The sequence below is a fragment of the Pseudarthrobacter sp. GA104 genome, from assembly GCF_009741265.1.
Classification (GTDB): Bacteria; Actinomycetota; Actinomycetes; order Actinomycetales; family Micrococcaceae; genus Arthrobacter.
Genome location: NZ_WOWL01000001.1, coordinates 1769407 through 1790211, shown reverse-complemented (window position 1 = coordinate 1790211; position 20805 = coordinate 1769407). Strand labels below are relative to the sequence as shown.

The 20805-nt window shown below is 65.9% G+C and carries 22 protein-coding genes; 17 read left to right on the top strand and 5 right to left on the bottom strand.

Going from position 1 to position 20805, the window contains the following annotated elements; genetic code table 11:
* The first annotated feature begins 29 nt into the window (after window positions 1-29).
* The 7 genes from GK109_RS08105 to GK109_RS08075 all read left to right on the top strand — a co-directional run bounded on the left by GK109_RS08105 (window position 30) and on the right by GK109_RS08075 (window position 7038).
* The gene (locus tag GK109_RS08105) at window positions 30-1778 is read left to right on the top strand and encodes a dihydroxyacetone kinase family protein (RefSeq protein ID WP_157239625.1); all 1749 of its coding nucleotides are present in this window, start codon (window positions 30-32) and stop codon (window positions 1776-1778) included.
* Window positions 1775-2266 (top strand): RpiB/LacA/LacB family sugar-phosphate isomerase, encoded by a 492-nt coding sequence (locus GK109_RS08100; protein ID WP_305071775.1) that lies wholly within the window; start codon window positions 1775-1777, stop codon window positions 2264-2266. The genes GK109_RS08105 and GK109_RS08100 overlap by 4 nt, the downstream gene beginning before the upstream one ends.
* 107 nt (window positions 2267-2373) lie before the next feature.
* Complete coding sequence (locus GK109_RS08095; protein WP_157239622.1) at window positions 2374-3087, top strand: FadR/GntR family transcriptional regulator; 714 nt, start codon at window positions 2374-2376, stop codon at window positions 3085-3087.
* A 217-nt stretch (window positions 3088-3304) separates the two neighbouring features.
* On the top strand, window positions 3305-4675 hold the full coding sequence (locus tag GK109_RS08090) for an MFS transporter (protein ID WP_157239620.1): 1371 nt from the start codon (window positions 3305-3307) through the stop codon (window positions 4673-4675).
* Between the two features lie 27 nt (window positions 4676-4702).
* Window positions 4703-5476 carry an SDR family NAD(P)-dependent oxidoreductase gene (locus GK109_RS08085; protein ID WP_321215122.1) on the top strand — a complete coding sequence of 258 codons (774 nt, stop codon included), beginning with the start codon at window positions 4703-4705 and terminating at the stop codon, window positions 5474-5476.
* A gap of 190 nt (window positions 5477-5666) precedes the next feature.
* A complete protein-coding gene (locus tag GK109_RS08080; RefSeq protein WP_157239616.1) occupies window positions 5667-6107 on the top strand; it encodes an SRPBCC family protein in 441 nt (146 codons plus the stop codon).
* Window positions 6108-6285: 178 nt separating this feature from the next.
* On the top strand, window positions 6286-7038 hold the full coding sequence (locus GK109_RS08075) for a GAF and ANTAR domain-containing protein (protein ID WP_157239614.1): 753 nt from the start codon (window positions 6286-6288) through the stop codon (window positions 7036-7038).
* Here the strand turns inward: GK109_RS08075 and GK109_RS08070 are convergent.
* Entirely contained in the window at window positions 7023-7313 is a 291-nt protein-coding gene (locus GK109_RS08070) for a hypothetical protein (protein WP_321215125.1), read from the bottom strand. The two genes, GK109_RS08075 and GK109_RS08070, sit on opposite strands and share 16 nt — an antisense overlap.
* A 203-nt stretch (window positions 7314-7516) precedes the next feature.
* On the bottom strand, window positions 7517-8368 hold the full coding sequence (locus tag GK109_RS08065) for a helix-turn-helix transcriptional regulator (RefSeq protein ID WP_370460467.1): 852 nt from the start codon (window positions 8366-8368) through the stop codon (window positions 7517-7519).
* A 75-nt stretch (window positions 8369-8443) separates the two neighbouring features.
* Here GK109_RS08065 and ilvD point away from each other — a divergent pair, with 75 nt between their 5' ends.
* Window positions 8444-10309, top strand: a complete 1866-nt coding sequence (ilvD, locus tag GK109_RS08060; RefSeq protein WP_157239611.1) for a dihydroxy-acid dehydratase — start codon at window positions 8444-8446, stop codon at window positions 10307-10309.
* 25 nt (window positions 10310-10334) lie between these two features.
* Here ilvD and GK109_RS08055 read toward each other — a convergent pair whose 3' ends face one another.
* The gene (locus tag GK109_RS08055) at window positions 10335-10739 is read right to left on the bottom strand and encodes a hypothetical protein (protein ID WP_157239609.1); all 405 of its coding nucleotides are present in this window, start codon (window positions 10737-10739) and stop codon (window positions 10335-10337) included.
* Window positions 10740-10839: 100 nt separating this feature from the next.
* Here GK109_RS08055 and GK109_RS08050 point away from each other — a divergent pair, with 100 nt between their 5' ends.
* Window positions 10840-11304: a phage tail protein gene (locus GK109_RS08050; RefSeq protein WP_157239607.1), complete on the top strand. Its 465-nt coding sequence runs from the start codon at window positions 10840-10842 to the stop codon at window positions 11302-11304.
* A 62-nt stretch (window positions 11305-11366) separates the two neighbouring features.
* Window positions 11367-11585: a hypothetical protein gene (locus tag GK109_RS08045; protein ID WP_157239605.1), complete on the top strand. Its 219-nt coding sequence runs from the start codon at window positions 11367-11369 to the stop codon at window positions 11583-11585.
* Between the two features lie 177 nt (window positions 11586-11762).
* Here GK109_RS08045 and GK109_RS08040 read toward each other — a convergent pair whose 3' ends face one another.
* A complete protein-coding gene (locus tag GK109_RS08040) occupies window positions 11763-12536 on the bottom strand; it encodes a FadR/GntR family transcriptional regulator (protein ID WP_157239603.1) in 774 nt (257 codons plus the stop codon).
* 141 nt (window positions 12537-12677) lie between these two features.
* Between GK109_RS08040 and GK109_RS08035 the strand changes: the two genes are divergently transcribed.
* The 7 genes from GK109_RS08035 to manD all read left to right on the top strand — a co-directional run bounded on the left by GK109_RS08035 (window position 12678) and on the right by manD (window position 20079).
* Complete coding sequence (locus GK109_RS08035; RefSeq protein ID WP_157239601.1) at window positions 12678-13973, top strand: ABC transporter substrate-binding protein; 1296 nt, start codon at window positions 12678-12680, stop codon at window positions 13971-13973.
* Between the two features lie 113 nt (window positions 13974-14086).
* Window positions 14087-15040: a carbohydrate ABC transporter permease gene (locus GK109_RS08030; RefSeq protein WP_157239599.1), complete on the top strand. Its 954-nt coding sequence runs from the start codon at window positions 14087-14089 to the stop codon at window positions 15038-15040.
* Complete coding sequence (locus tag GK109_RS08025) at window positions 15037-15915, top strand: carbohydrate ABC transporter permease (RefSeq protein WP_157239597.1); 879 nt, start codon at window positions 15037-15039, stop codon at window positions 15913-15915. The genes GK109_RS08030 and GK109_RS08025 overlap by 4 nt, the downstream gene beginning before the upstream one ends.
* A 7-nt stretch (window positions 15916-15922) precedes the next feature.
* Complete coding sequence (gene dgoD, locus GK109_RS08020) at window positions 15923-17071, top strand: galactonate dehydratase (protein WP_157239595.1); 1149 nt, start codon at window positions 15923-15925, stop codon at window positions 17069-17071.
* 53 nt (window positions 17072-17124) lie between these two features.
* A complete protein-coding gene (locus GK109_RS08015) occupies window positions 17125-17796 on the top strand; it encodes a bifunctional 4-hydroxy-2-oxoglutarate aldolase/2-dehydro-3-deoxy-phosphogluconate aldolase (RefSeq protein WP_157239593.1) in 672 nt (223 codons plus the stop codon).
* Window positions 17793-18782, top strand: a complete 990-nt coding sequence (locus tag GK109_RS08010; RefSeq protein WP_370460466.1) for a sugar kinase — start codon at window positions 17793-17795, stop codon at window positions 18780-18782. The genes GK109_RS08015 and GK109_RS08010 overlap by 4 nt, the downstream gene beginning before the upstream one ends.
* A 67-nt stretch (window positions 18783-18849) precedes the next feature.
* Window positions 18850-20079, top strand: coding sequence for a D-mannonate dehydratase ManD (gene manD / locus GK109_RS08005; protein WP_370460465.1), 1230 nt, complete (start codon window positions 18850-18852; stop codon window positions 20077-20079).
* A gap of 263 nt (window positions 20080-20342) precedes the next feature.
* Here manD and GK109_RS08000 read toward each other — a convergent pair whose 3' ends face one another.
* The gene (locus GK109_RS08000) at window positions 20343-20642 is read right to left on the bottom strand and encodes a DUF4193 domain-containing protein (RefSeq protein ID WP_157239592.1); all 300 of its coding nucleotides are present in this window, start codon (window positions 20640-20642) and stop codon (window positions 20343-20345) included.
* Between the last annotated feature and the right edge of the window lie 163 nt (window positions 20643-20805).

Sequence of the window (20805 nt, the reverse complement as noted above, 5' to 3'; positions counted from 1 at the left end):
GCCCCGGAACCCACGGCAGAGAGCACATCATGACAAAAATCTTCAACGATCCCTCGGAATTTGCCGAGGAGGCCCTGGCGGGGTTCTGCGACGTCCACGCGGACCTGGTGCGCCAGGTTCCAGGCGGCGCCGTGCGGCGCCTCCGCCCCCCGCGGCCCAAGGTTGCCGTCCTGGCGGGCGGCGGCTCCGGGCACTACCCGGCCTTTGCCGGGCTGATCGGCGCCGGCATCGCCGACGGCGCGGTGGTGGGAAACATCTTCACCTCGCCCTCCGCGCAGCAGGCCTACTTGGTGGCCAAGGCCGCAGAGTCCGGCGCCGGCGTCGTTTATACCTACGGGAACTACGCCGGCGACGTCATGAACTTCGGCATGGCCAGCGAGCGCCTGGCTGCAGAGGGCATTGCCGTGGAGAACGTCCTGGTGACTGACGACATCGCCAGCGCACCGCCGTCGGAATCCGCCAAGCGCCGCGGCATCGCCGGTGACTTCACCGTCTTCAAGGTGATGGGGGCCGCAGCCGAGGCCGGCGCGGACCTCGCCGAAGTGGTCCGCCTGGGCCGGAAGGCCAATGACCGGACCCGCACCATCGGCAGCGCGTTCTCCGGCTGCACCTTCCCCGGCGCGGAATCGCCGCTGTTCTCCCTGCCCGACGGACAGATGGGACTGGGCCTGGGCATTCACGGGGAGCCCGGACTGTTCGACACCGCGCTGCCGCCCGCAAAGGAGCTGGGCCGGGAACTGGTGGCACGCCTGCTCGCTGAAACTCCGCCCGACGCCGGCGAACGGATAGCGGTCATCCTCAACGGGCTCGGCTCCACCAAGCACGAGGAGCTCTTCGTTCTCTGGGGCACCGTGGCGCCGCTGCTCCGTGCCGCCGGGTACAGCCTGGTGATGCCTGAGGTCGGGGAACTCGTCACCAGCCTCGACATGGCCGGGGTGTCGCTCACCGTCACCTGGCTGGACGAGGAACTGGAACCGCTGTGGCTTGCCCCGGCGGAAACACCCGCCTACCGCCGCGGCAACGCGGTCCGGGAGGCCGGCACCGTGGCGGCCGGAGGAGCGTCCGACGACGACGTGGCCTCTGCCGCGTTCGTTGCCACCGACGCCTCCCGGCAGTACGCCGCCGCGGGCTTTGCCGCGCTGGAAGCCACGCAGTCCCTCCTGCACGACGCCGAGGAGCGGCTCGGCAGGATGGACGCCATCGCCGGAGACGGTGACCACGGGCGCGGCATGGTGCGCGGGATCGACGCCGCTGCCGCGGCTGCATCCGCTGCCCTCGCCCAGGGCGCCGGAGCGGGCGATGTGCTGGCAGCCGCCGGTGATGCCTGGGCCGACAAGGCGGGCGGAACGTCCGGCGTCCTGTGGGGAGCGGGATTGCGGGCTCTTGGTGAATCCCTTGGAAACAGTTCGGCGCCGGAACCCGCGCAGCTGGCAGCGGCGGTCAGGGCATTCGCGGACCGGATCGTGCAGCTGGGGAAGGCGGAGACAGGCGACAAGACCATGGTGGACGCGTTGCTGCCATTCGCCTCTTCCTTTGCCGGGCTGGTGGCAGAAGGCGTGGAGCCGGGCCGGGCGTGGGAGGACGCGGCCCGCGACGCGACGGCAGCCGCCGAGGCGACAGCCGGCCTGCTGCCGCTCAAGGGCCGCGCCCGCCCTTTGGCGGAAAAGAGCCTGGGCACACCGGATCCCGGGGCGACCTCGCTGGCCATGATCTTCACCGTCATGGGCCCGCACCTCACCGCCGCCGTATCCCGCGAATCCGTGGGAGCACGGCAATGAACACTGAAGGACGAACCATGGGACTGAGACTTGTTGTAGGCGCGGACGAGGCGGGAGTCGATTACAAGGACAAGGTCCTTGAGGACCTCCGGCAGGATCCCAGGGTCAGGGAAGTGATCGACATTGGCGTCAACCGGTCCGATGCTCCGGATGACTTCACCAGGCCGTACCCATATGTGGGAATCGCGGCCGGCGAAATGATCAGGGACGGCGCCGCGGACCGGGCCATCCTCTTCTGCGGCACCGGAATCGGCGTGGCCATCGCGGCGAACAAGGTGGAAGGAATCAGGGCCACCGCCGCCCACGATTCCTTTTCCGTGGAACGCTCCATCCTGTCCAACGACTGCCAGGTCCTCACCATGGGCCAGCGCGTGGTCGGCATCGAACTCGCCCGCCGGCTAGCCAAAGAGTGGATCGGTTACACCTTCGATCCGGCCTCCGCGTCCGCGGGAAAGGTCAAGGTCCTCACGGACTTCGAGGCCTGCTGAGCGCGGTCCCGCTGCAGGAAGCAGGCCACGATGCTGATCAGGGCGGCATTCGACAGTAAAGTTTAGAGGGCCCGCACCAGCGGGCAACGCCAAGGGCAGGAGCCAGGATGGGCCGCAGGACACTCGTCGACGATCTTGTCGACGGCCTGCTTGACGACATACTGGCAGGCAAGCTAAAACCACACGATGCCATCCCGCCCGAAGCGGACATAGCAAAGGCGTACGACGTCAGCCGGCTCACGGTCCGCGAGGCGCTCAAAGCGCTGAGGGCGCAGAACATCCTCTACGTCAAGGCGGGGCGCGGAACCTTCGTGAACCCGTCGGACAACTGGACCGGCCTGGACGCGATCTTCAAGGCCGCCTCGCATGGAAACGGCGCGGACCAGGTGTCCGTGGGACTGATCGAAATGCGGCGCATGGTGGAAACGGGCGCGGCGTCCCTGGCCGCCAAGCGCCATACTCCCGAGCATGCCCGGCAAATGGAGCAGTGCATCGCGGATATGAGGCGCTTCCACGAGGCCGGGGACCTGGACCGCTTCGTCGACGCTGATATCGCGTTCCACGATGCTGTGCTCAGGGCCTCGGGGAACCCCTTCGTGCGGGCCCTCTTCGCGCAGTTGGGACAGTTGCTCTACATGACCCGGCGCGAGACCTCGGCCGTGCCCGAGATCCAGCTCCATGCGATCGAATACCACCAGAAGGTCATGGACAGCATCCTCAGCGGTGATGCCGAACTTTCCCGCCGGGTCATGGATGACCATATGGAGCAGACGTACCGCGACTACGAGCGCTACGTCCAGCACCCTGAATCGCACGGCTAGTTTCCAGGCGCCCCGGTTCCAGCGACACACCATCGCCGGTGGACGGCGCCCATTTTCGGGCGGCTTGACGTAATCCGGATCACCCTTCTATGATCTTTCTCATGTTGCTTCGTCAGATGTCAGACATCAGACCCAAATAGGCAGCAGACGGAATATCCCCATTTCCCTCGGACGCGCCGCCCCCAATGCGCCGCTTCCGCCAGATAGAAGGTCGACGATGACTTCACTCTCCATGCCGTCCGCAGGACTGGGCGAACTCGGCGAGCGCACGCTCCGCAAGGTTCGCCGCCGCGTCATGCCGCTGATTGTCCTGCTTTACTTCATTGCCTACCTTGACCGCAATAACGTGGGCTTCGCCAAACTCACCATGAGCGAGGACATCGGCCTCACCGCCGCCGCCTACGGCCTTGGTGCCGGCATCTTCTTCCTGGGCTACGCCCTGCTGGAGGTTCCCAGCAACGCCGGGATGTACCGCTTCGGCGCCCGCAAGTGGCTGGCCAGAATCCTTATCACGTGGGGCATCTTTGCCAGCGCCATGGCGCTGGTCAACGGGGAAAGCACCTATTACATCATCCGGTTCCTGCTGGGTGCGGCCGAAGCCGGCTTCTTCCCCGCGATCCTCTTCTACCTGACCCTGTGGTTCCCCGCCGCCCAGCGCGTCACGGTCCTGGGCATCTTCATCCTCGCCCAGCCCATTTCCAACGCCCTCGGCGCCCCGGTTTCCGGCCTGCTGCTGCAGATGGACGGCATCATGAGACTGCACGGCTGGCAGTGGCTCTACATCATCGAGGGCATCCCCGCCATCCTGCTCGGCCTGCTGACCCCGATGCTGATGACCGACCGTCCCCGTGACGCCAAGTGGCTCAGCACTGAAGAACGCGAATGGCTCGCCACCACCATGGACGCCGAACTTGCCGCCAAATCCAAGGGCGGCAGCCACAACTTCCTGGCCGGCCTCAAGGACAAGCGCACCCTGACCTACTCGGCCCTGTACTTCGGCCTGGTCTGCGGCATCTACGGCCTGGGCCTCTGGATGCCCACCATTGTGGCCGCCCTTGGCAAGTTCTCCACCGCCGAGGTGGGCTTCATTGTCCTCATTCCGTACTCCATTGCCGCAGTCTTTGTGTACTTCTGGAGCAGGCGGGCGGACCGCACGGGCAAGCGCGCCTGGCACTCCTCCGTCAGCATGGTGCTGGCCGGCATGGGCCTGCTGGCCGCGGGCTACCTGCTGCCGGTCAACCCCATCCTTGCCCTCATCGCCCTGACCGCTGCGGCGATGGGCATCTACGGCGCCATTGCACCGTTCCTGTCCATGCCGTCCGCCGCGCTCACCGGAGCTGCTGCCGCATCCGGGCTGGCGCTGGTGAACTCCCTCGGCAACCTCGGCGGCTTTGTGGCCCCGTACGCCGTGGGCCTGCTCAAGGACGCCACCGGCAACAACCAGAGCGGACTGCTCTTCCTGTCCTTCTGCCTGTGCGTCACGGCAGTGGCCACGTACTTCTACGCCCGGAAGCGGCCTGAGGGCGACGCCGCCCTGGACCCGGCAGTTGCCGCTGCGGCAGAAGTCAACGCAGCCAAAGTCTCCTGACCCCGAACCCTGACGAAAGATACACCTGTGACAACCACACCATTTCCCGCCGACCGAACCGTCGTACTGACCGGGGCTGCCTCTGCCCGCGGCATCGGCCGCGCCACGGCGGACCTGATGGCCAGCGAGGGCTGGTCCATCGCGATCCTCGACATCAACGCCGAAGACGCCAAAGCCGCGGCTGCGGAAATCGGTTCCAACCGTGCAGTGAAGGCAATCGGAGTCGGCGCGGATGTTTCCGACGCCGCCTCCGTGGACCGGGCCATCAGCGAAATCGAAGACTCGCTGCCGCCCATCGTTGCCCTCGCCAACCTTGCCGGCATCAGCTCGCCCACAACCTTCATGGAGACCACCGTGGAGGAGTGGGACAAGGTGTTCGCCATCAACATGCGCGGAACCTTCATCGTGTCCCAGCGCGTCCTCAAGGGAATGATTGAGCGCAAGCTCGGACGCATCGTGAGCATCTCCTCGATTTCCGCCCAGCGCGGCGGCGGCACCTACTCCAAGGTGGCCTACAGCGCCTCCAAGGCTGGAATCATCGGCTTCACCAGGGCCCTTGCCCGTGAAGTGGGTGAGTTCGGCGTTACCGTCAACGCGATCGCACCCGGTCCCATCGACACCGACATCATGGGCGGCACCCTCACCGAGGAACGCAAGGCCCAGATGTCGGAGGGCATCATGATGGGGAGGGTGGGTACCCGCGAGGAAGTGGCCGCCCTGATTTCCTTCCTGCTCGGGAAGGACGCCGGCTACATCACCGCCGCGACCTACGACATCAACGGCGGCCTGCAGGTCAGCTGACCTCACAGCCGTGATTCACAGCAGAAGCGCCCCGGCGGGTTCCGTCCGGGGCGCTTCTGCTGTGCCCGTGCCCGTGCCCGTGCCCGTGCCCGGGCATCTGCATCCTGCAGGTCCGCATCCGCATCCGGGACATCCCCGCCCTGGCGTCCGGGGGCTGGGCTTCCCGGGTGCCGGTTCCTACACTGGGGTGATGATCACAGTCACCGGAAGTGTGGAAACCAAACTGTCCGCAGACAAGGCCTTTGCCTTCCTGAGCGCGTTCGAGAACACCAGCGAGTGGGACCCCAGCACTCCGGTGATGGAAAAGCTGACGCCCGGCCCGGTCGCGGTGGGGCACCGGTACCACGCCGAGTCCGAGTTCCGTGGCAAGCGCCAGTCACTGGAGTACGAGGTCATCGAGCTGACTGAAAACCACATCAAGCTCCGTGGCGAGAACAAATCCGTCACGGCCTTCGACTCCATCGACGTGAGTCCCGCCGCCCAGGGGTCGGTAGTGAAATACACCGCGGAGTTCAGCATCAAGGGGCCGGCAAAAATCGTCCAGCCGCTCCTGAAACCTGCCTTTATGTCCCTGCGGGACCCGGCGCTGAACGGGATCCGGGACACGCTCAACGCCCTGGCCGCCGCCTAGGCTTACGCCGTTCCGCCGTGCTGCCCCGGGCATTCCCGGGTGCGCGGGCATGCGGTCGTCATGGTGGACACATTATGACTTTCCCGCAGGTAGGCTGGCATGTACCGTTCGGCAGTGAGCGGCCAAGGCGTTCTTTAATGGACTACATGGCCTTTGTGCTGTTCGGGAGGGGGAAGCATTGGCTCACGCCGAAGCCGCGAATGACGAGGTTTTCGCAGACGTCGCGCTGCATCTTCAGGACCTGGTGCTGGACAGTGCGGATGTTGACGAGTTCCTTCGGGACCTGGCCGGCTATGCCGCGGCACGGCTCAGCAGCCCGGACCGGGAAGTTTTCTGCGGCGTTGCCGTCGAAAGGCACAAGAAGGCCACCGCAATAGCCGGCAGCGATCCCTGCATCCGCACCCTCGACCAGCTCCAGGACAAGTACGGCTATGGCCCGGGCATCACCGCTATGCGCACCACGGACACCGTTCTGGTCTCCGATGTGAGCCAGGAAAAGCGGTGGCCCGCGTATGCGAGTGCCCTCTCCCGGCAGGGATTGTTCTCCGCTGTGAGTGTGCCGCTCGTGCTGGGCGAAGACATCCGTGGCGCGCTCAGCCTGTACTGCCGGCGGCTTCAGGCGTTCAGCAGCGAAGACATTGCCACGGCCCGGGCCTTCTCCGGACAGGTTTCAAAAAGCCTGCGGCTGGCCCTGCGGATCGGCAGGTTGCAGGACACCAGGGACAGCATGAGCGCGGCCATGAAATCACGGACTGTGATCGACCTGGCCACAGGTGCCATCATGGCCCAAAGCCATTGCAGCCAGCACCAGGCGTTCAGCGTGCTGCTGCAGGCATCCAACACACGGAACATGAAGCTCAAGGACGTTGCCGCAACCGTGGTTGCATCAATCCCCGGCAGTTCCGGCATCTCCACCTACTTCGACGAGTAGGGTTCCTGTGAGTCGCTGCGTGCCCGGGCCAGCAGGGAGCCACTGAACGGCGCGCGGGACAGCAGCCCTGCTGCAGCACAATGTTCGTTGACGGCCTGGGCCAAAGCGTCCCGGTCCTTTGGAGGAAGGATTGCCAGCCCCGCGCTGTAGTCCCGGATTTCCTCCTCGGAGGCGTCGCCGCCGAGGGCCAGGTGTTCCAGCCACAACTGACCCATGTCCAGGCCGTGCTCCCGTATCACTGCGCCGGTCAAGGCCTGCTGGTCCGCTGCGTCCACCGCTCCGTCCTTTCCTGGAAGTACATCTTTCCCCGGTGAAGGTTCGGAGCCGAGGCGCCGCTGGATGGGCGGGGTGGTGACTCTTTTTCCAAGCCCGGTAATGCGGTGGGAGTCCCGGAACCATCCGTGTGGAATGGAAGCACGACGACGGCGCGTTCCATCTTGAGGCGACGGTACCTGGGGGAGTGGAGTCCGACGTCGTACTAGCTGCCCACGGCCAGGAGCCGCTGGATCTGCTGCGCAGCATCGCTGTCCGGTGCCGGCGTGTAGACCACAAGATGGAGGTCCGGCCGGTCCGACGGCGAGACCTGGTGGTGCTCCAGCCGGAGGACGCCCACCGACGGGTGGTGGAACAGCCGTTCGCGGGATTCGAAGCCCAGGATGTCGTACCGGTCCCAGCTTTCCTTGAATTCCGGACTCGTCTCCTTGAGCCGCTCCACCTGGTAGGCCACGTCCGGATCGCCCAGCCGCTGCCCGGCTTCCGCCCGGAACTCTGCCAGGAACCGCCTGCTGGTGACGTCCCAGTCGGGGAGCAGTTCACGGACATACGGGTCGGTGAAAACCAGCCACAGCAGGTTCCGTTCCGGGGCGGCCACGTTGGCGATGTTGGGGTAGAGCGCGGCATAGGCCCGGTTCCAGCCCGTGACGCTCCAGTCCGGGGCAAGCGCGAAGGCCGGGTTGGGGCCCAAGGCATCGAGGAGCCGCTTGATGTGGGCTGGAGCGTCTGCAGCTGCCGGGCCTGCGGACACCGGCGCGGAATAGCCTGCGAGGGACAGGACGTAGGAGCGGCCGGTCTCCGAGAGGTGCAGGGTCCGGGCCACGGCTTCCAGGACTTCCCGCGAGGGCCTGATCTCCCGGCCCTGCTCGAGCCACGTATACCAGGTGACGCTCACGCCGGAAAGGAAGGCCACCTCCTCCCGCCGCAGTCCGCGTTCCCGCCGGCGGGCCACGGGCGGCAGGCCGTACTCCGACCGCAGCGCCTGGTCGCGGCGTGCACGCAGGAAAAGACCGAGTTCCTTGCGCTTTTCGCCTGCCTCTTTCACGACATCCAACACTAGTACTCTGGTACTCCTGCTACTAGTATCAGCACTGTCTTCCGCCCGCGCGCCCGGGACGGCAGGATCGGTAGTATGCCTCCTCTTCGTTCACGCACTGTCACCCACGGCCGCAACATGGCCGGAGCCCGCGCACTGCTGCGCGCCTCCGGCGTCGCCAACACGGACATCGGCAAGCCGATCATCGCCGTCGCCAACTCCTTCACCGAGTTCGTCCCCGGCCACACCCACCTCGCCCCCGTGGGCCGGATCGTCTCCGACGCGATCCTCGCCGCCGGCGCCGTGCCGCGCGAGTTCAACACCATTGCCGTGGACGACGGCATCGCCATGGGCCACTCAGGCATGCTCTATTCGCTGCCGTCCCGCGACCTGATCGCCGACTCCGTGGAGTACATGGTCAACGCCCACTGCGCCGACGCCCTGGTCTGCATCTCCAACTGCGACAAGATCACCCCGGGCATGCTCATGGCGGCGCTGCGCCTGAACATCCCCGTGGTCTTCATTTCCGGCGGACCCATGGAGGCCGGCCGCGTGACCCTGACCGACGGCTCCGTGCGCTCCCTGGACCTGGTGAACGCGATCGCCGACGCCGTGGACGAGTCCATCTCCGATGAAGACATCAACCTCATCGAAGAGAATGCCTGCCCCACCTGCGGTTCCTGCTCCGGCATGTTCACCGCCAACTCCATGAACTGCCTTACCGAGGCCATCGGCCTGTCCCTGCCGGGCAACGGCTCCGTGCTGGCCACCCACACCGCGCGCAAGGCGCTGTATGAGAAGGCCGGAAGCACCGTCGTCGAGCTGGTGAAGCGCTATTACGACGGCGACGACGACTCCGTGCTGCCGCGCTCCATCGCCACCGCCAAGGCATTCGACAACGCCATGGCGCTGGACATTTCCATGGGCGGCTCCACCAACACCATCCTGCACCTGCTCGCCGCGGCCCAGGAGGCGGGCGTGGACTACGGCCTGGCCGAGATGGATGCCAAGTCCCGCCAGGTGCCCTGCCTGGCGAAGGTGGCCCCGAACGTGGCCAAGGACAAGACCTACTACATGGAGGATGTGCACCGCGCCGGCGGCATCCCCGCGCTGCTGGGCGAGCTGAACCGCGGCGGCCTGCTGCACAAGGACGTCCACTCCGTGCACTCCGCCGACCTGGACGGCTGGCTGGACGACTGGGATATCCGCGGCGGCAAAGCCACCGAAGAAGCGGAGGCCCTGTGGCACGCGGCCCCCGGCGGCGTCCGCTCCTCCACCGCGTTCTCCCAGTCGAACCAGTGGACCTCCCTGGACACCGACGCCGCGGAAGGCTGCATCCGCTCCGTGGAACACGCCTACTCCAAGGACGGCGGCCTGGCCGTGCTCCGCGGCAACGTGGCCGTCGACGGCGCCGTGGTGAAGACCGCCGGCGTGGACGAGTCCATCTGGACCTTCTCCGGCCCGGCCGTGGTGTGCGAGTCCCAGGACGAGGCCGTGGAAAAGATCCTGAACAAGACCGTCAAGGAAGGCGACGTGGTGGTCATCCGCTACGAAGGCCCCCGCGGCGGTCCGGGCATGCAGGAAATGCTCTACCCGACGTCGTTCCTCAAGGGCCGCGGCCTGGGCAAGAAGTGCGCCCTGATTACGGACGGCCGCTTCTCCGGCGGCACCTCCGGCCTGTCGATCGGACACATCTCGCCGGAGGCCGCCTCCGGCGGCACTATCGCCCTGGTGGAGAACGGCGACATCATCAGCATCAACATCTCTCAGCGCTCAATGCAGCTGGAGGTCTCCGACGAGGTCCTTGCCGAGCGTCGCGAGAAACTGGAAGCCAACGGCGGTTACAAGGCCAAGAACCGGGACCGCCTGGTCTCCCCGGCCCTGCGCGCCTACGCCGCCATGGCTCTGTCCGCGGACAAGGGTGCGGTGCGGGATGTCTCGCTGGTGGAGAACCTCGTCTAGGTCTTCCCGGGCCCGGGGCGCGTCTTTACGGCTGGAAAGGTTGGCCGGTGTGGAAGCGCGCGAAGCCGGCGTGGAGATCGTGGACCGTGACGGAACCGGTGCCGAGGAGCTGTGCTTTCGCCCGAAGCCGGGCCAGCAGCTCCTCGGTGGGGCGGCCGAATATCTCGATGGATTTCATGGTGATCAGCGGCGCAACCGGCGGGAACCTGGCGCCGGCCACCTTCAGGTGCAACTCCAGCGAGGCTAAATCCGAGTGCAGATGGAGGACCTTCATGGTGGATCCGTCGTCGGAGAAGTAGACGCTGTAGGAGAGGATCCGGGGCTCGTTCTGCTCAACGAAGGCCGCCAGTTCCGCCATGGCTTCCTTGAGCTGCCCAAGTTTGCCGGGGCGGACCTCCGAGGTGTCCAGGTATGCGATGAAATTGCCCATCCCGTCCTCCCGGTGCAGGCAAGGCTGATTGTTGGCACTGCACCAACAATTGTCCTCCCTGTCTGCGAGGATGTGCGAAGGAGAATTCCCAGGAGGATCATTGCCGTACACCGTTGATTTCAAGAACGTGTCCACCGTGGGGCTGGAGTCCTCACCCGTCGCGGAGGCGCTGGCCGGGCTGCGTGCCAACGAGGCCCGCTACTACAAGAACAAGTACGGCCACGACTTCACGGTCACGCCCGCGGAGGAGGCACCGGAGACGCTGGAATACGTGAACAACATCCTCGCCGCCGAGCGCAACCTCGTCATTTCATCGCGCCCGCTTGAGGTTTCTTCCTTCGAGGTGGACGGGCTGCGGATGGCGTACGTGTTCTACGAATCCGGCCTGTCCATCAACGTCATGTACAGCATCGAGGAGGGCGGGAAGCGGGCGGTTGGTTTCAAGCTCTCCGACGGCATGGAAGTTCCCGAGGAGCTGGCGTCCAGCTTCAAGTTCGCGCGCCAGAAGTCGAAGCTTGCCGGCACCATCAGGGGGTCCTACTTCGTGGTCAAGGGCCAGTACTGAAGCGGGGACGGCTGTGCCACGGAGGCCAACCGCCCGCCAACACGCCAGCATGCAAGTAGGTCGTGCCGTCTCTTGCTGCAGTTCCTCCGGATGAGCGGCTGGACAAGCTCCACGAGGTCGCGCAGTGGAGCTTCCGGGACAGCGCCTGCGAGGCCCCACCGGTTGCCCGCAGCGGGAAAGGCCGGCTGGACTGGCAGCTGTTTGTCCCCACCGCCGCGTACCTAGTCGACGTCGTCGGATTCTCCCGCAAGCGGCTGCTGGATGTCCGCGCCGATCAGTAGGAGAACGGTGTCATCACCAACATCTCGCCGCCGCCGGGTCCGGAGGTTACATCGGCTGATTCACGGGCATCTTGAACCTCGCCGCGGGCACGCCCGAAGCATTGACCGCCCTGGAATTCCTCGCGAAGGTGCTGGGCTCGGCGAAAGGCGCCTGAAGCACGGTGGCCTAAGTGGATCCTAGGTGTGGGCGATGTCCGCCGGAGGGGCCAGCGGAGCGTTGCCCGCCCCGCCCTGGCTGCTTGACCAGATCTGGCCCATTTCTTCGGTGGACTGCTCCACAATCCTGCTCATCGCTGCGTGCGCTGCGCCCGCCTCGCCGCGCTGGATGGCGCTGGCAACATCCACATGCAGCTGCAGGGCTTCGTGGTGCGGCAGATGGGGCATCAGGCCATGTTCCGTCCGGCCGGTGAGGACCTCCGCCACAAGGTTCTGCAGCTGGGAGAACATTGCATTACCGGAAGCTTTGAGTATTGCGGCATGGAACTCCACGTCCAGCCGGAGGAATTCCTCCTGGTCTCCGCGTTGGCCGGCGGCCCACAGCTTGGCCGCAAGGGAAACGAGCTCGCTGCCGGCGTCCCAGGAGGCCCGTTCGGCGGCGAGGCGCGCGGCCTGCGGCTCGATGGCTCCGCGAAGTTCATTGAGGGACTGCAGCTGCTCCAGCCGGCGGGCGGAAGCCAGGCGCCAGCGGATCACTTGGGGATCGTAGAGATTCCAGCACTCTTCAGGCTGCACAACTGTCCCAAAGCGCCGCCGGGATTCCAGCATGCCTTTTGATGACAGCACCCGGGCGGCCTCACGGACCACGGACCGGGATACATTGTGCTGCCCCTCCAGCTCATCCAGCCGCAGTACGGAGTGCGGGGCCCAGCGCCCATCGGCGATGCCGAGCCCCAGGCTTTCGACCAGCGCCGCATGCAGGTCGGTAGGGGACTCCGCCTTTGGGATTTTCATAAATAAATCATACGGCTCACTGGCAAGGGGTTGTCTAAGTCTGCCTTATTTCCCTATGATCGCTTCCAAGACAGATGTAAAGATGCATTTGTAGGGCGGCTGGACAGTGACGTCAGCCCTCGGAAAGCAAAGGGAGTCGTAATGAAGCGACGTTCAATCGTGCAGTACGCGGCAGTCGCCGCAGCACTTTCGCTGGGGCTGACCGCGTGCAGCGGTGGAGGCGGCAGCACGGACGCCAAGGAATCAGGCACGGTGCGGGTGACGCTGGCCAACCATGTCTGGACTGAAGGCATCAAGGCAGCCATTCCCGACTTCGAGAAGTCCAGCGGGCTCAAGGTGGAGCTGACCCAGCTCGGCGAGGACCAGCTCTCGGACCAGTACAACGTCAAGCTCAACGCGGGCAGCGATGAGATCGACGTGATGATGTACCGCCCGCTCCAGGAAGGCAAGGCATTCGCCAAGAACGGCTACCTTGCTGACCTGACCGAAAAGGTGTCCTCCGATTCCGGCTGGGACTGGAAGGACTACCAGGAAGGCCCGGTCAAGGCCACCACCGCCGACGGCAAGGTCGTCGGCGTCCCTATCATCACCGAGCGCGAGGTCCTCTACTACCGCAAGGACCTGCTGCAGGCCGCCGGCCTCCAGGTTCCCAAGACCATGGAGGAGCTTGAAGCGGCGGCCAAGGCCATCAAGGCGTCCAACCCCGACATCGCCGGCTTCGTGGCCCGCACCGGCAAGTCCGCGGCCGTCACCCAGTTCTCCAGTTTCCTTTACAGCTTCGGTGGCGACTTCACCGACTCCAGCGGAAAGTCTGCCGTCAACTCGGACGCGGCAAAGAAGGCCTACGGATACTACGGCGGCCTCATCAGGAACTACGGCCCCGCCAACGTCAGCACCGACATGAGCTGGCCCGAGGCCATGGCAATCTTCACCCAGGGCAAGGCCGCCTTCTACACCGAGGCGGACTCGCTCTACAAGAACGCCACTGATCCGGCCAAGTCCAAGGTGGCGGACTCTGTAGGTTTCGCACCCCTGCCGGCAGGTCCCGCAGGTTCCAAGCCGTACAACATCCCCTCATGGGGCCTGGCGGTCAACGAGGCGTCCAGCAACCAGGACAACGCGTGGAAGTTCATCCAGTGGGCCACGGGCAAGGAACGCACCCTGGCCGCGCAGAAGGCCGGTGTCCCCGGACCCCGGACTTCCGTGTGGTCGAACCCAGAGGGTACGTCCACCTACCCCAAGGACCTCGCCGAAGCCATCGCCGTCAGTGCGAAGAACGGTGTGGGCCATGACCGTCCGCAGGTTGTGACCGTGGGCAAGGCCAGGGAAATCGTGGGCGAGCCCATCGTAGCCAGCATCACCGGCGCCGACCCTTCCGCTGCGGCCGACTCGGCCAACGAAGCCTTCCAGAAGTTCCTGGACGGCGAAAAGAAGTAACGCCACAGGCGCCCGCGCTGCGTCCAGCGCAGCCAGCACCACAGCCCGGCGGGACGGCAGACCCCGGTCGCCGTCCCGCCGCGGACCGCTCCCCCCAACTCCTTAGGTGAACCATGTCCGTTACGAACGCTCCCCGCAGCGCTCCCGCCCGCAGCGCCGGCCGCCCTCCCAGCGTTGGGGGGAACATTTCCGCCTGGTCCAACCGGCACCGCAAATGGCTTTTTGCGGCCCCAGCGATGATCTTCGTCGGCGTCCTGATTGTCTTCCCTCTGGTGTGGACCCTGTACCTGAGCCTCACCGATTCGCAGGGCTCCGTACGCGCCGCCACGGAGTTCATCGGTCTGCAGAACTACCTGACAGTCCTCACTGACACCGAGCGCTTCTGGCCGGCGGTGGGCCGCACGTTGACCTTCACGGGTGTCGCACTGGTCTGCGAGGTTGTGCTCGGCATGGGCATCGCACTGCTCCTGTGGCGTCCCTTCCGCGGTGAAAAGTGGGTCCGCGTGGCCATCCTGCTTCCCCTGGTGGCCACCCCGGTTGCCGTCGGAATGATGTGGCGCCTGATCTTCGATCCCAACATCGGCTTCGCCAACCAGCTGCTCGGAATGATCGGCATTCCGCCGCAGCCCTGGCTTTCCGGCCAGGGCACGGCCCTTGGCACCACCATTTTCATGGACGTCTGGCAGTGGACCCCGATGGTGGTGCTGATCCTCCTTGCCGGGCTGACGTCCCTCTCCGATGAACCTGACGAGGCTGCCCGGGTGGACGGCGCCAACGCCTTCCAGCGCTTCTTCTACATCACGCTGCCCCTCATGATGCCCACCGTGATCGTTGCCATCCTGCTTCGCGGCATCGACGCCCTGAAGACCTTCGACATCCTGTACGCCACCAAGGGCAAAGGCGGTGGTTCCTTCAACGAAGTGGAAACCCTGAACGTCTACGCCTACGGCCTGAGCTTCGACTACAACCAGTACGGGCTGTCCTCCGCCGTCCTGATCCTGTTCTTCATGATCATCATCGGCTCGATGTGGCTGCTGACCATGCGCAAGAAAGCGGTAAGCAAATGACCGTCCTGACCCCAACCCAAACATCCGGGAAGCCCCAGGTGCTTCACCGCCGCCGGAAGCCCCTGTCCGTCAGGCTCTACAAGGTCTTCCGGGTTGCAGCCCTCATTGCCGTGGTGCTGTTCCTCCTCGCCCCGCTGTTCTGGATGTTCCTTGCCTCCCTCAAGACCAACGTGGACATCTATGACACAGGCAAGGCCCTGTTCTTCACGCCCACCGGCGAGAACTACGCCAACGTCCTGCAGCGGAACAACTACTTCGTCTTCATCTTCAACAGCTTCTGGGTGGCCTTCGTTTCCACCGCACTGTCCATTGTGCTTGGGGTTCCCGCCGCCTACGCGATGAGCCGGTTCACCATGCACCGCTCCGCCCTCGTGGTCCTGATGGCCCGCGTGATCCCCGGCGTGTCACTGCTGGTGCCGTGGTACTACGTGTTCTCCAACCTGCGGATGGTGGGCCGGTTCGAGGTGCTGATCCTCAGCCACATGTTCGTTGCCCTGCCGCTGATCGTCTACATCATGATGAGCTACTTCGATTCCCTGCCGCTCGAGCTGGAGGAGTCCGCCCAGGTGGACGGGCTTACCCCGATCGGCGCGTTCCGCCTCATCACGCTGCCCCTTTCCGTCGCGGGGATCGCCACGGCCGGGATCCTCTCGTTCATCTTTTCCTGGAACAACTTCATGTTTGCCCTGGTGCTCTCCGGCTCCAGCACCAAGACGCTGCCCGTGGCCATCTTCGACTTTGTGTCCTACGCCAGCATCGACTGGGGCGGGCTGATGGCTGCTGCCACCGTGGTCACCATCCCGATCATGATCATTGCGCTTTTCACGCAGAAGTACATCGTTTCCGGCCTCACCGCCGGCGCGACCAAGGGCTAGGCCACAGATGACGCTCATCAGCAGGATTGAAACCTTCCTCGTTGCGCCGCGCTGGCTCTTCGTCCGGATCGAGACGGACAGCGGAATTGTCGGCTGGGGAGAAGCCACGTGCGAAGGCCGCAGCGAGACGGTGCGCACCGCCGTCGAGCAGCTCGCCGAACTCCTGATCGGCAACGACGCACTGCGGATCGAGGACCACTGGCAGGTGATGACCAAAGGGTCCTTCTACCGCGGCGGCCCCATCCTGGCCAGCGCCGTCTCGGGCCTGGACCAGGCGCTCTGGGATATCGCCGGCAAGCACTTCAACACCCCCGTGCACCAGTTGCTGGGCGGCCACGTCCGGGACCGCATCCGGATGTACGGCTGGGTGGGCGGCGACGAACCCAACGAGGTGGCCGACCAGATCAGCGCCCAGCTGGAGGTGGGCCTCACCGCGGTGAAGATGAATGCCAGCGGGCGGATGAGTCCGATCGCCTCGGTGGCCGAGCTCGACGGCGTTGTCCGCCGGGTGGCCGCCGCCCGCGAAGTCCTGGGTGAGCACCGGGATGTTGCAGTGGACTTCCACGGCCGCTTCAGCCTCGCCAACGCCCGCCGCGTGGCGCCGCTGCTGGAACCTTACCGGCCTTTCTTCCTCGAAGAGCCCGTGGTCCCCGAGAACACGCACCTGCTGCGCGAGTTCACGTCGTCCACCACCACGCCGGTCTCCACCGGCGAGCGGCTCTACAGCCGGCAGGAATTCCTGCCGGCGCTGCAGGCCGGCATCGCCGTGGCCCAGCCGGACCTCTCCCATGCGGGCGGCATCACGGAGGTCCGCAAGATCGCCTCGCTGGCCGAGGTCTATGAAGTCCAGCTGGCACCGCACTGCCCGTTGGGTCCGCTGGCACTCGCCGCATGCCTCCAGGTGGGCTTCGCGACACCTAACTTCCTGATCCAGGAACAGAGCATCGGCATCCACTACAACAAAGGCGCCGAGGTCCTGGACTACGTGGTGGACAAAACGCCGCTGAAGTTCGTGGACGGCCACATCGAGCGGCTCACCGGACCCGGCCTGGGCATCGAGATCGACGAAGCCGTGGTCCGGGCCGCGGACAAGCGCGGACACGCCTGGCGGGGCCCGGTCTGGCGGCAGCCGGACGGCGCGTTCGCAGAATGGTGACGGCCCGGACTGCGGGCACGGACACAGACACCCCTCAAAAGGAGAAGCCCAGAATGGAAAACACCCTGACCCCCGAGGCTCTGCTGGCCGGGGTGCGCCGGGCCAGGCTGGTGGCGATCGTTCGCGGCACAGACGGCCAGGCCGCGGGGAGGGCGGCCCTCGCCGCGATGGAGGAGGGCTTCAAGTACGTTGAAATCGCCCTGACGACGCCGGGAGCGCTCACCGCGATCAGCCAGGTTCGCGCCGCTGCACCTGCCGGGTGTTTCGTGGGCGCCGGGACTGTGCTGACACAGCAGGACGCGGAAAACGTCGAGTCGGCCGGCGGCCAGTTCGTGGTCACCCCGTCACTCGCCCCCTCCATTGAGGCAGCGGCCGGGCGGGGGATCGCCGTCCTGGCCGGGGCCCTCACCCCGAGCGAAGCATTCGAGGCGATGAACCGCGGCGCCACGGCAGTCAAGCTTTTTCCCGCCTCCATCGGCGGGCCCGGTTACCTCAAGGCGCTGCGCGACCCGTTCCCGGACATCCCGTTCATCGCGGTGGGCGGCGTCGGGCTCGATGAAGCCGCCGGATACTGGGGAGCCGGGGCCATCGCGGTTGGGCTGGGAAGCCCGCTGTTTGGAGATGCCGGATCCGGGGGCGACCTTGCTCCGATGCGCGGGCGCGCGCGCCGCTTTGTTGCCCTTGCCGCAGAGTACAACGGCAGGGCCGCGGAGGACCTGCGGTGACTGCCGCCGTCGGACGCCCTTCTCCGGACCTCCTGACCTTTGGCGAGTCCATGGTGTCGCTGCGCTCCGCCGGGCCGCTTTCCACCGGCGGCGCCCTCACCATGCACGTTGCCGGCGCCGAGTCGAACGTGGCCGTGGGCGTCGCACGGCTCGGGCACAGCGTCAGCTGGGCCGGCGTTGTGGGTGCCGATCCGCACGGCGAGTTCATCCTCCGCCAGCTCCGTGCCGAGGGAGTGCGGCTGGAGCACCGCGAGGACGCTGCCCGACGGACCGGGGTGATGTTCCTCGAACAACGCACGGCCGACGTGACCCGCGCCTTCTACTACCGCTCCGGCTCGGCAGGGTCAACGCTGTGCCCGGAGGACGTGGAACACGCCCTCCGGGCGGGCGCCCGCATCCTCCACCTGACCGGCATCACGGCCGCCCTCAGCCCCGAGTCCCGGAAGGCCGTGGAGTACGCTGCCCAACGCGCTGCCGCTGACGGCATCATGGTGTCGATCGACGTCAACTACCGCAGCAAGCTCTGGTCCCGGGACGAGGCGCGGGAAGTGCTGGCACCGCTGGTGCGGCATGCCGGCATCCTGATCGCTTCCGACGACGAACTTGGCCTGGTTGCCGCCGCGCCGGACGGTGCACCGGGGGCGGACACCAATGAATCGGCGATGGTTGCCGAAATCCTTGGGCTCGGAGTGCGCGAAGTTGTGGTCAAGCGCGGCGCGGCCGGCGCCACAGTCCACACCTCGGAGGGCCGGTGGGACGCCCCGGCCGTCCCGGTCACCAGCATCGACACGGTGGGAGCCGGCGACGCCTTCACCGCCGGATACCTGTCCGCCCTGCTCGACGGCGCCGACGTGGCCGGCCGCCTGCAGCGCGGCGTGCTCACCGGAGCCTTCGCCGTCAGCACCGCGGGGGACTGGGAAGGCCTTCCCAACCGTGCGGAACTTGCCCTGCTGGGAACCACTCCCAGTGGAACCACGCAGCGTTGACCCGTTCGCGGTCCACCCCTGCCCGCACAACCCGCCGCCCCATCGATTAAGAAAGCCTGGATCTGTTGTGAAAATCATTGCTGCCGATGTGTTTGTGACCAGTCCCTCCCGTAACTTCGTGACGCTGCGGGTCACCACGGAGGATGGTGTGACGGGTATTGGGGATGCGACGTTGAACGGGCGGGAGCTGGCGGTCGCCGCGTATTTGAAGGAGCATGTGGCGCAGTTGCTGATCGGGAAGGATCCGCACCGGATCGAGGATACGTGGCAGTTCCTGTACCGGTCCGCGTACTGGCGCCGGGGTCCGGTGACGATGGCGGCGATCGCGGCGGTGGATATGGCGTTGTGGGACATTAAGGGCAAGGTGGCCGGGATGCCGGTGTACCAGTTGCTGGGCGGGGCGTCGCGGAACGGGTTGCGGGCGTACGGGCACGCGTCGGGCGCGGATTTGCCGTCGTTGTTTGATTCGGTGCGGGAGCATCTGGAGCTGGGGTACAAGTCGATCCGGATCCAGACGGCGGTTCCCGGGATTAAGGCCGTGTACGGGGTGGCGGCGCAGGCGCAGGCTTCGGGGGAGCGGTATGACTACGAGCCGGCCGGGCGGGGTGCGTTTCCGGTGGAGGAGGACTGGGACACCCGTGCGTATCTGCGGCACCTGCCCACGGTGTTTGAGGCGGTGCGGAATGAGTTCGGTCCGGAGATCCCGTTGCTGCATGACGGGCATCACCGGATGACGCCGATCCAGGCGGCGAAGCTGGGCAAGGCGCTGGAGCCGTATGACCTGTTCTGGTTGGAGGACTGCACCCCGGCGGAGAACCAGGAGGGCCTGCGCCTGGTCCGGGAGCACACCACCACGCCGTTGGCGATCGGGGAGATCTTCAATACCGTGTATGACTTCCAGACCCTGATCAAGGAACAGCTGATTGATTACGTCCGGGCTGCGTCCACGCACTTCGGGGGGATCTCCCCGTTGAAGAAGGTGATGGATTTCGCGGCGCAGTACCAGATCAAGTCCGGTTTCCACGGGCCCACGGACATTTCCCCGGTGGGCTTCGCGGCGCAGCTGCACGTGGGCCTGGCGATCCATAACTACGGGATCCAGGAGTACATGCAGCATTCGGACAAGACCAACGAGGTGTTCGAGCAGTCCATGACGTTCGTGGACGGCTACCTCCACCCCGGGGACAAGCCCGGCATCGGCGTCGAGTTCAACGAAGAAGCCGCAGCCGCCTACCCCTACCAGCAGGCCTACCTGCCCTACAACCGCCTCATCGACGGAACGGTCCACGACTGGTGACCACGCGCTGCTGAAGGCCGGTTATTACCGCGCCCGGTCACGAGGTGGCGTGCCCGGGCGCGGCATTGCCGGCATGATTGGCGGGGCAGCCGCGCTGGCCACCACTCCCTTCAGCCCCTGGCGGCCCTGCCGGGAATGCTTCACCGGGCAGCGCATTGGCGGCCGGCACCCCCACGAGCTGGGATTCCAATGGATGAAAGCCAACTTGGCGTGGGCCGGGGCGGAGGCGGTCCAGCGCCGGCCTCCGCCGGACAAGCCGCCCCCTACGACTCGCACTCCCGGCAGTACTTCTTGCCGTCCTTCTCCCTGGCGAGCTGGCTGCGGTGGTGGACCAGGAAGCAGGACATGCAGGTGAATTCGTCGGCCTGGACCGGCACCACCTGGATCAGGAGTTCCTCGTTCGAGAGGTCCGCCCCGGGCAACTCGAAGCTGTCCGCGAGCTCGGCCTCGTCCACGTCGGCTATAGCCTCCCGTCGGCCAGACTTCTGGGTCTTCAGCTCCTCGAAGCCGGCGTTCGGCTCTTCCTCGGGCGTCACCCGTGGAGCGTCATAGTCAACTGACATTGATGCGTTCTCCTGTCGGCTGGAAGCAGTTCGTTCTGAACAGAGCAACAACATGAAGGCGGGCCGCGTTATTCCCGACGGCTAAGTAGGTAGACTGATCTAACTACTATTGACCCAAGGAGCCGCTTTGTCCCTCCCGGAGATTGCCCGATCCGCCGCTCCC